This window comes from Pseudomonas sp. 2995-1 (assembly GCF_002742505.1).
GTDB lineage: Bacteria > Pseudomonadota > Gammaproteobacteria > Pseudomonadales > Pseudomonadaceae > Aquipseudomonas > Aquipseudomonas sivasensis.
The window spans coordinates 39604-49526 of sequence record NZ_LJSA01000332.1; the positions used below are offsets into that span (position 1 = coordinate 39604).

Here is a 9923-nt window from a genome sequence, read left to right on the forward strand (position 1 = left end):
AATCCTGTACTGCCCCACTCCCCCCGCAATGCCCGTCTACACTCGACACATTCCCCCGTGCCATAACGAGACCGTTATGCCCAGATTGCCGACCGTGATACTGCTGTCGCTGCTGAACTGGACCGCAACGGCTGGCGCGTTGACTCTTACTGATGATGAGCGTGGCTGGCTGGCGGACCATCAGGAGCTGAGACTGGGAGTGGACCCCTCGTGGCCACCCTTCGAATACCGTGATGAAAATGGTCGATACCAAGGCTTATCGGCGGATTACGTGCGCCTGATCCAGGATCGCCTGGGCGTCAGGGTCAAGATAATCGAGCCGCCGAGCTGGGGTGCCGTATTGGAGATGGCTCGAAGCAATCAGCTCGACCTTATCCCCAGCATCATGTCGACACCGGAGCGCCAGAATTATCTGGCCTTCACCCGGCCTTACATCGATTTTCCGATGGTGATTCTTGCCCACGAAGGCGGGGCACGGCCGCGTAATCTCAAGGACCTTTACGGATTGAAGGTTGCCGTGGTGGAAAACTACGCCCCTCACGAGTTGCTGCGCACCCACCATCCTGACCTCAACCTGGTCGCGATGCCCAACGTCAGTTCCACGCTGCAGGCCTTGGCGACCGGCGAAGTCGATACCGTGGTCAGCGACCTGGCGTCCAGCGTCTGGAGCCTGCGCGAACTAAAACTCGATGGTCTATACGTCAGCGGCGATACACCTTACCGCTATCAATTGGCGATGGGAGTGCCACGGGACGACAAAATACTGGTGGGCATCCTGGATAAAGTCCTGGCCGACCTCAGCCCCGATGAAACCAATGCCATCCAACAGCACTGGGTAGGCAACTTCACGGATAACCGCACGTTCTGGCGCGACCTGCTGATGTACGGCCTGCCCGCCGTGCTGCTGCTAATCGCCGTATTGGCCGTCGTGATTCGGATCAATCGCCGGCTGAGTTCGGAAATTTCCCGCCGCGTCGCGCTTGAACAAGAATTACGCAGCAGCGAGTACCACTATCGCGGCCTGGTAGAAAGCTTGTCCGCTATTGCCTGGGAGGCCAGCATCACCGATTTCACCTACAGTTACGTGTCGCCCCACGCCGAGGACCTGCTCGGTTACCCACGAGCCCATTGGCTGATTCCGGGCTTCTGGCGCAACATCATTCACCCCGCCGACCTGATCCGCACCGAAGCCTATTGCTATCGCGAAACCCGCGCCAACCGCGACCACAGCATTGATTACCGAGTGATCACCGCCGACGGCCGCTGTTTGTGGGTACGCGATATTGTCAGCCTGATCGAACACGGCCATGAGCCGGTGCTGCGCGGCTTGATGATTGATATCAGCGAGGCCAAGCGCACCGAGGAGGCGCTGCAGCTGTCCGAGCAGAAGTTTGCCTCGGTCTTCCAGCAATGCCCGGACATCCTGGTGATCGCGCGGCTTTCCGATGGCTGTCTGCTGGAGGTCAATAAAGCGTTCGAAGATCAAATCGGCCTGACCGCAGAGGAAGTGATCGGCAGAACCGGCACGGAACTGGAAATATGGGGCATCGCGGGCATCGGTCCGGAGTTGTTGCAACGCGTCCAGACAACCAGTATTCGCAACCTTGAAATGCCGTTTTTGCGCAGCAACGGCCAAGCCTTCACCGGGCTTATCTCCGCGGAGCCCTTCCAGCTCGACGCGATTGAAGCCATCGTGGTAGTGGTGCGCGATATCACCCAACTCAAGGAAACCCAGCAACTGCTGCAAACCTCCGAAGAGAAGTTCGCCAAAGCCTTCCATGCTTCGCCCGACGGCTTGCTGCTGAGCCGCCAACGCGACGGCCTGCTGATTGAAGTCAACGAAGGTTTCAGCCGCCTGACCGGTTACACCAGCGCCACCTCTCTCGACCAATCAACCCTGGAACTGGGCATCTGGGTCGATCTCAACGAACGCAAACACATGCTGGAACTGATGCAGCGAGATGGCTTTGTGCGTGATTTCATCTGCCACATACGCCGTAGCGACGGTGAAATTCGGATGTGTGAAGTGTCCAGTCGCCCGCTGCCGATCGCCGGGGAAGACTGCATGCTGACCATCGCCCGCGACATCACCGAACGTCAATTGATGCAGGAAAAACTGCAACAGGCCGCGACGGTATTCGAGAGTACCGCCGAAGGCGTGTTGATCACCGACACCCGGCAGAACATCAGCGCCGTCAACCGCGCCTTCAGCGAAATCACTGGCTACAGCGAAGCCGAAGCCCTCGGCCAAACACCCCGCCTCCTCGCCTCTGGCCTGCATGACAGCGCGTTTTACGCCGCGATGTGGCACCAATTGACGGCCCAAGGTCATTGGCAGGGCGAGATTTCCAACCGTCGAAAGAACGGCGAACTGTACCCCAGTTGGCTGACCATCAGCGCCGTGCGCAACCGGGATCAATTGATCACTCACTTTGTGGCGGTGTTTGCAGACATCTCCAGCCTCAAACTGGCCCAGGCGCGCCTCGATTATCAGGCGCACCACGATCCACTGACCGGGCTGCCCAACCGCACTCTATTTGAAAACCGGTTGCAGGCAGCCCTAAACGGCCATCAAGAGACTGGCAAACAGGGCGCGGTGTTGTTCCTCGACCTGGACCGCTTCAAACACATCAACGACAGCCTCGGCCATCCGATCGGCGATCTGCTGCTCAAAGACATTGCCGTGCGCCTCAAGGACCAACTGCGAGACATCGACACCGTAGCGCGCCTGGGCGGCGATGAATTCATCATCCTGCTACCCGGCCTGCAACACGCCAATGACGCCGAGCAATTGGCCAATAAGTTACTGACCTGCTTCACCCCGCCATTCCAGGCTGGCGAGCACGAGTTCTTCATCAGCGCCAGCATCGGCACCAGCCTTTACCCGCAGGACGGTACGGATGTCGCCACCTTGGTCAAGAATGCCGACGCTGCGATGTATCGATCCAAAGCCAAGGGACGTAACCGGGTCGAAAGCTACACCCGCGACCTGACGGCTCAGGCCAACGAGCGTGTGGCACTGGAGCATGAACTGCGGCGAGCCATCGAACGTAAAGAGCTGAGCCTGTATTACCAGCCGAAACTGAGCCTGGTAACACAAGAACTGATCGGTGCCGAAGCCCTGATCCGCTGGCATCACCCCACCTTTGGCGACGTACCGCCAGAACACTTTATTGCCCTGGCCGAAGAGAACGGCACGATCCTGCAAATTGGCGATTGGGTCTTGGAACAGGCCTGCCGACAACTGCATGCGTGGCAGGGCACCTACGAAGATTTCGGCCCGCTGTCGGTCAACCTCGCCGGTGCGCAGCTACGCCATCCCGGCTTGCTGAGTCGAATAGAACAACTGTTGCGCGACTACCACCTCGACCCAGGTCACCTGCAACTGGAGATCACTGAAAACTTCATCATGAGCCAGGCCGAAGAAGCACTTGAGGTGCTGCACCAACTCAAACAACTGGGCGTACAGCTGGCAATTGATGACTTCGGCACTGGCTACTCGTCCCTCAGCTACCTTAAACGGCTTCCGCTGGATTTCCTGAAGATCGACCAATCCTTCGTCCGCGGCCTGCCGGACGACCCCCACGACGCCGCCATCGTGCGCGCTATCATCGCCCTGGGCCACAGCATGCAATTCACCATCATCGCCGAAGGCGTGGAGAACCCCGCGCAGCAAGCCTTCCTGGCCGCTGAGGGCTGCGAACAGATGCAAGGCTACATCGTCAGCTTGCCACTGCCGCCGGAGCTTTTTGTCGCTACCTTCCTTCGTATGAGCATTGAGGATTTTTCGGATAGCACACAGAAGAAACCATCGTTATAATCCGCGACCTGTTAAGGGCCTATAGCTCAGTTGGTCAGAGCAGAGGACTCATAATCCTTTGGTCCACGGTTCAAGTCCGTGTGGGCCCACCAACTCCAAAGCCGCGCATTGCGCGGCTTTCGCGTTTCTGGCTGGTCCACCACAGATACAGTCCTATGGTCCAAGGGTACAATTTAGGTACAGTGCTGGTTCGCCAGCCGCCTAGGAGCCCCCTCTCATGGCTACTCTCGTCAAAACCCCTTCCGGCACCTGGAAGGCACTCATTCGTAAAAATGGCTGGCCCACTGTCGCCAAAACCTTCCGCACAAAACGTGATGCGGAGGACTGGTCGAGGCGTACCGAAGAAGAAATGGTGCGTGGCGTGTACATCCGGCGTAGCGGCTCGGAGAAAATGACGCTAGAGGCTGCACTCAAGCGCTATCTGAGCGACATAACCCCCACCAAGAAGCCCACCACTCAGCGTGGTGAAACCTCGAAAGCCAAGAAGCTGATCGAGCACTTGGGCAAATACTCCATGGCTGCCCTCTCCGCTGAAATCATCGCCGGCTATCGCGACAAGCGCCTGAACGAACCGAGCCGCGGCGGGACCATCAGCAACAACACTGTTCGCCTCGAGCTCGCCCTATTGAGCCACCTTTACACGGTAGCGATTCAGGAGTGGGGTTTGGGTTTGACGTTCAACCCAGTGCTGAACATTCGAAAGCCGAGCCCGGGGGATGGTCGGGACCGAAGATTATCGCCGGAGGAAGAACGCCTTCTGCTCGCGGCCGTAAATCGACACAGCAACCCTATGTTGGGCTGGATTGTTTGCATTGCCCTGGAAACGGGTATGCGCTCGTCAGAGATCTCATCCCTACGTCGACCTCAAGTCGATTTGGCAAAGCGCGTCATACGTCTCTCAGACACAAAGAACGACGGCTCGCGCACTGTGCCTCTCAGCAAGCGTGCCACCGAAGTATTCAAAGCCGCGATGGATAACCCGGTGCGACCAATCGACTGCAACCTGGTGTTTTTCGGCGAGCCTGGAAAAGACGGGAAACGTCGGCCGTATACCTTCACCAAAATTTGGGGTCAGCTGAAGAAGAAGCTAGGTCTACCTGACTTCAGGTTTCACGACTTGCGCCATGAGGCAGTGAGCAGGCTTGTCGAAGGCGGGTTATCTGATCAAGAGGTTTCGGCCATTAGTGGTCACAAGTCGATGCAGATGCTCAAGCGATATACCCACCTTCGTGCTGAAGACCTAGTTGAGAAGCTGGACAAAATCTCAAGATAACAGTAACCCTTGAAGCTAAAGCATCCAAAAAAAACACAAATATTTATATTAATTTCAATAATTTTCTAAACAACGATACGAGCCCTTGAATTACAAGGGCTTAGCCAAAACCAAGAAAACCAACATATATAACCTTGGTAGCAATATGGCGACAGTACGACTACCAAAGTAATACTTCTTGGTCGATCTGTGTCACCACTTAGTTTGACACCAGTAAATCATCGCGTAAAACTTCGCTCAACTTCTCACACCATGGCGAACTTACACATGACAACTGAAGAGTATCTACTGAACCGTTTTGGCCCTTTGATGAGCATCCCGGACATTGCCATTCTACTAGGGCGTTCGCCTGATGGAGTAAGGGTTTCTCTATATTCAGACACCGACATTTCCCGAAAACTGAAGCCGGCAATGATTCGGATCGGCCGCCGCGTATATTTTAGGACAATGCAAATCAATGACGCATTGAATCTGGACATCGAGGTAAGCCCTAAGAGCAGCTTGCAATGAGCCACAAGTTTTATAATTTAGTATGGGCCCATGGCTTTGACTCACCTACCGAAAAGCTCGTGATGCTCGAAATAGCTAGTCATGCTGACGACAATGGAAAGGGCTGGCCGAAAGTGAAGACTATCGCCGGTTGCTGCGGAATATCGGCGCGGCAAGTACAACGTATAATTAAAAAGTTTGAGCAGACCGGTCGGTTAACTATTGAAAATGCATACCGACCAGACGGCGGGCAGACTTCAAACAGATATTTCATAACCCTCCCACCGGTGAAATCACTGCGCCCCGGTGACAGGGCTGTCATAGGGGGGGTGTCAACAAAGTCACCCCCTCCCCAGACACCATCATGTCACACCGGGGATGACACAGCAGTGACACCCCAAGAACTACCAACAGAACAAAAAAAAGGAATACAAAAACTAACTGAGACTGGCCTCCGATACCCGGCGAAATTAGAAGCCAGTGATCGCATGTGGATCAGCAATATTTTGCAAGATGTACCTAGCCCGGATGCTCAGCAGCTTTTGGACGAACTGGCAGCCGCACTGAAAGCAGGGAGGATCAGAGGCCGAGCCTCAAAATGGTTTAACGGTCTTATTCTAAACTATAGAAAGGGACTTTTCTGTCCAATGGCGCGGCCGAGCAAACCAAATCCTTTGTTTAACGAAACACCAGTTGAAACCCACGCCAAACCAAATGCCCGTAACAAGGAGGCACGTAACCAAGCATTGGAAAGCATGAAAAAATTCACTTCCAGCAAACTTGTACGCTAGCAACTCCACAGAAAACTATTTACAAAACTGAAAGGAAGCTTCTCAATGCCATTACATTTCAAGCAACTTGAAAGCTATTGCGACAGCTTAGACAGAACAGGCGATATCCAAGTAATTTTAAAAGCTCACTATAAGCATGGCTTTGCACTGAGCGTATCAGATGGGACCATTGGCCATACTGTAACGGACGACGAGAATCGACCTTTCTTCTTCAGGACCGTCGAAATGGCCTTAGACGAACTTGCCAACATCCCCTATTTATCCGATCAAATCATGGTTGACCGAAAATCTTGGTCTTAGCCATACCCCACCAGAGCACAAGCAACGCACACACGACTTAGCAATCCAATACCGATATTCAAATTTCGCTTACATCAGAAAAACGAAGAAAACAACTCGACCAAAGCGCCGTATACACAGCCTACGTGTCCAAGTAACTACTGGAGGTAACAATGATTTCATATGCATACTTACCAATGCTTGTTCTGAGCACATTCCTAATTATCTCCATCCGCAGATTTTGGATATGCACTGCCCGTATGGGTTTAATGCTGGAGCTCTCACGGCGCGCACCAACACTACTCCATCGGGACATCATGGCTGCGGTCCTCGCGCTGGTGCCCCTCGCGATGGCATTTATCGACTGGTTTGGCATCACTCTTCCCCGCCAATCAGCTCCAATTCCTCCCCTGCTCGGCGCTTTCATGGCAGCCGGCAGCCTTGGAGCATCACTTACCATTTTGAACAACTCCCTTCACCGGCTTGCAGGTAACTGGGCAGGCACCAAGGAAAGCGTGCTGCGCACCCTGGCAGCGATGCAAATCATTGATGCAACTGAGCTAGCCTTTTCTATGCACGCCGACAAAATCAACATCGCAAAACAAGAGAGCGCTGGACGGCCCCCAATCGTTATCCAATCCAAGGAAGAAAAATGAAATCCCACCTTACTATCCCTGCGTTTCTGATGATCGTCATCGCGTCTCTTTCAGGCTGCGGCAGAGATGAGCCCGTGCAGACGGTTGATTGGTACAAAGCAAACTCGCTTGAACGACTGAAGGCTTTGGAAAGGTGTAACGCCAATCCGGGCGAGCTTACTCTGACACCGAACTGCGTCAACGCGAAAACCGCCGCAAACGCATTAGTGCTTGAGAACCGGGAGTACAAGCAGCGAGAACCCACGAATTTCTCTTCTCAGGGAAAATAGACATGGCGACCAAAACAGGAATATTTGAATGGATCGGAGGGTCTATGGATCAAACCCTCCATACGTTCATCAGCATTACTTCGAGCCGAGTGATTGAGGATTTCACGCTCACCGTGACGATAGGCGGGACGCTATATTTGACGATGGTCGGCTACATGATGATCACCGGAACAATTGAGCAGTCAGCCTCTCACTTTCTCAAAACCTGCGGAAAGTTCCTGCTTATCAGCGGCCTGGCCATGAACGCCGACACTTACATGTCATGGGTAGTAGAGGCATTGAGGGGGCTTGAAACAGGAGTAACGGCCGCCTTCACAGCGACAAGTGATCCCTCAACCTCGGACTCGGTTTTCCAGGTCATCGACAAGGCAATGTCGGACGGCTGGCAGATCGGTGCAGATATGTTGTCGAAAATGGGACAACGCCACTCCTATGAAATCGGGATGATTATTTGGGATGCCCTGAACGCCCTCGTCGTCTACACCGCTACGCTGCTCATCGCGGTTCCAGCAGGTGCCATGATTGTTGTAGCAAAAGGAATGCTTTCGGTGATGCTCGGAATCGGGCCAGTCTTCATCATGATGCTGCTGTTCGGACAGTTCACGTCCAAATGGTTCGATAGCTGGTTTGCCCAGGTCATCACGTACATCATGCAGACGGCACTGGTTAGTACGGTTCTTAGCTTTGGGATCAAATACTTTTCCTCGATAACTGCCAGCATATTGGCGAACCCAGGCGACTACCCAATCGCTACGTTCCTGGAGCTATTAGTTACTACCATCGTCGTGCTTTACATGATGTATCAAGCTCATGGCGTTGCAGGAGGCCTTGCAGGAGGTATATCGAGTGCGGCACTGACCTTGCGCGGAATCGCAAACGGCGCCATGGCACCAATCACAAAGGGCCTCAACAGACAGTCAACGCGCCGTGACATGCAGTCGGGCCAGATGGTCACAGCTGGAAGACTGAACCACCTCGCGGCTGGGAACACAGCCTGGAATCCAGCGTACCGACAGCACGTCATGCAGAACATGGGCAAAAATTGGGGAAGTGCAACTGGGGGCAAAGTAAATCAGTAGCCACTGACCCACGGCTGATCAGACCTCGCTTCGGCGAGGTCTTTTTCTGAGCACTTTCAAAAAGCGTATGACGGGTCAAGGGGTTGGTGCGGCCCGCAGGAGCGAAGCGACGAGGACCCGGCCCCTTGACGCGGCAGAAGCGACCAACGCTCAAGTCATGGGCGCAGGGGATCAAGGCCGTAGGCCTCCCCTGCACCCTTGACGACAGAGGGCGACTCGCTCCCTTCCTGCTCGCGGGAAGGGCGGGGGGATGGGCAATTCTCAAACACGTTAACCGATTGTAAATAAACGATTAATAACAAAAACAAGACAGTTTCAGCGCGCCTCTGATTCATGTTCAGTCATAAGGCGCATTGAACCCGCCCCGGACACACAACCCACTGAAAACGAATGCAAAACGATTACGAAAACTCCGCGCGTTGCTTGGGCAACCCCTTCGGTTGCATCCCGTGTCCGAACTTGCCGGACTGGCTGCGGGGGCAGGTACGGCGGGCAGAGCCCTTGACCTCCCCCTTGCCATAGGCTCAGTGCTTACTGTGGCATCAAGGGTCCGGCTACGCCCGGCATCCTCACCCGTTCGGTGCTCGCCTTCGGCTCCGCTCCGCATGCGGCTTGCGGTGCCGCCCTTGACACCACATCCAGCAAAAACCTTGCTACTTTGGCAGCACCTCATACATAGCGCTAACGCGTTCCCACGTTCAGCCAAACAGCGAGAAATCCGCATGACCTCAAACAACCAAGAGCCAACGCAGCACCAAGGAAACACCAAATTTGAAGCCGTTGATACGAAGGAACCAGAGCATCAGATTTCTGAGGCAGAGCAGAGCGAGCGTAAGAAAGCTGTCGCATTTGCCACCGCATCCATCGGCCTTTCTGGATTCGAAACCTCAGAAGAAATGAAACACCTTGGTCAGCGTTACATCACCGGCGAAATTGACCTGAACGATTTTGTGATGCTCTCGCAGAAGATGCGTCCTGACAGCGACGATTCTAAGCCATCAGGAACGCAGTGAGCTTTGCAAAAAGCTTGTTCATGAACAAGAACTGAAGCGAGTGGAGATCTAGTGCAGGATAGGCTTTCACCGGAAAGCTGTATTACACAACGTATTCACTGCGAATCATCATTGACGCCAATCGTGTTGGGCTTGCTAGCAAACCTCAATTCAGCGTAGAAAACACGTGCTACCAAGCCGCTAAAAACCTCATTCCGAAACATCGATGGCCGCTCATACGATCAAAACAGCACTAGGCTCCTTTGCCGTCCACG

At 54.2% G+C, this 9923-nt stretch carries 9 protein-coding genes and 1 tRNA gene; all 10 read left to right on the forward strand.

All coding sequences use genetic code 11. The features are described from left to right. The first annotated feature begins 76 nt into the window (after positions 1 to 76). The 10 genes from AOA61_RS09150 to AOA61_RS09195 all read left to right on the forward strand — a co-directional run bounded on the left by AOA61_RS09150 (position 77) and on the right by AOA61_RS09195 (position 9669). A complete protein-coding gene (locus AOA61_RS09150; protein ID WP_099601629.1) occupies positions 77 to 3820 on the forward strand; it encodes a bifunctional diguanylate cyclase/phosphodiesterase in 3744 nt (1247 codons plus the stop codon). A gap of 15 nt (positions 3821 to 3835) precedes the next feature. Then, positions 3836 to 3912: transfer RNA gene (locus AOA61_RS09155), tRNA-Ile, on the forward strand. A gap of 125 nt (positions 3913 to 4037) precedes the next feature. Beyond that, complete coding sequence (locus tag AOA61_RS09160) at positions 4038 to 5093, forward strand: site-specific integrase (RefSeq protein ID WP_099601630.1); 1056 nt, start codon at positions 4038 to 4040, stop codon at positions 5091 to 5093. Between the two features lie 267 nt (positions 5094 to 5360). Then, positions 5361 to 5603: a hypothetical protein gene (locus AOA61_RS32185; protein ID WP_032883876.1), complete on the forward strand. Its 243-nt coding sequence runs from the start codon at positions 5361 to 5363 to the stop codon at positions 5601 to 5603. After that, the gene (locus tag AOA61_RS09170) at positions 5600 to 6373 is read left to right on the forward strand and encodes a helix-turn-helix domain-containing protein (protein WP_099601631.1); all 774 of its coding nucleotides are present in this window, start codon (positions 5600 to 5602) and stop codon (positions 6371 to 6373) included. Before AOA61_RS32185 ends, AOA61_RS09170 begins: the two co-directional genes overlap by 4 nt. Before the next feature lie 45 nt (positions 6374 to 6418). Continuing rightward, complete coding sequence (locus AOA61_RS09175) at positions 6419 to 6673, forward strand: hypothetical protein (protein WP_032883877.1); 255 nt, start codon at positions 6419 to 6421, stop codon at positions 6671 to 6673. A 152-nt stretch (positions 6674 to 6825) separates the two neighbouring features. After that, entirely contained in the window at positions 6826 to 7308 is a 483-nt protein-coding gene (locus AOA61_RS09180) for a hypothetical protein (protein ID WP_178075192.1), read from the forward strand. Continuing rightward, on the forward strand, positions 7305 to 7577 hold the full coding sequence (locus AOA61_RS09185) for an EexN family lipoprotein (protein WP_099601632.1): 273 nt from the start codon (positions 7305 to 7307) through the stop codon (positions 7575 to 7577). The genes AOA61_RS09180 and AOA61_RS09185 overlap by 4 nt, the downstream gene beginning before the upstream one ends. Positions 7578 to 7579: 2 nt before the next feature. After that, a complete protein-coding gene (locus tag AOA61_RS09190) occupies positions 7580 to 8656 on the forward strand; it encodes a type IV secretion system protein (RefSeq protein WP_099601633.1) in 1077 nt (358 codons plus the stop codon). A gap of 722 nt (positions 8657 to 9378) precedes the next feature. Continuing rightward, positions 9379 to 9669: an antitoxin VbhA family protein gene (locus AOA61_RS09195; RefSeq protein ID WP_099601634.1), complete on the forward strand. Its 291-nt coding sequence runs from the start codon at positions 9379 to 9381 to the stop codon at positions 9667 to 9669. The last annotated feature ends 254 nt before the right edge of the window (positions 9670 to 9923 follow it).

Excerpts from the sequence above, each read along its gene's own strand:
- AOA61_RS09195 (WP_099601634.1), top strand. The coding sequence starts at position 9,379 with ATGACCTCAAACAACCAAGAGCCAACGCAGCACCAAGGAAACACCAAA.
- AOA61_RS09170 (WP_099601631.1), top strand. The coding sequence starts at position 5,600 with ATGAGCCACAAGTTTTATAATTTAGTATGGGCCCATGGCTTTGACTCA.
- AOA61_RS32185 (WP_032883876.1), top strand. The coding sequence starts at position 5,361 with ATGACAACTGAAGAGTATCTACTGAACCGTTTTGGCCCTTTGATGAGC.
- AOA61_RS09150 (WP_099601629.1), top strand. The coding sequence starts at position 77 with ATGCCCAGATTGCCGACCGTGATACTGCTGTCGCTGCTGAACTGGACC.
- AOA61_RS09175 (WP_032883877.1), top strand. The coding sequence starts at position 6,419 with ATGCCATTACATTTCAAGCAACTTGAAAGCTATTGCGACAGCTTAGAC.
- AOA61_RS09190 (WP_099601633.1), top strand. The coding sequence starts at position 7,580 with ATGGCGACCAAAACAGGAATATTTGAATGGATCGGAGGGTCTATGGAT.
- AOA61_RS09180 (WP_178075192.1), top strand. The coding sequence starts at position 6,826 with ATGATTTCATATGCATACTTACCAATGCTTGTTCTGAGCACATTCCTA.
- AOA61_RS09185 (WP_099601632.1), top strand. The coding sequence starts at position 7,305 with ATGAAATCCCACCTTACTATCCCTGCGTTTCTGATGATCGTCATCGCG.
- AOA61_RS09160 (WP_099601630.1), top strand. The coding sequence starts at position 4,038 with ATGGCTACTCTCGTCAAAACCCCTTCCGGCACCTGGAAGGCACTCATT.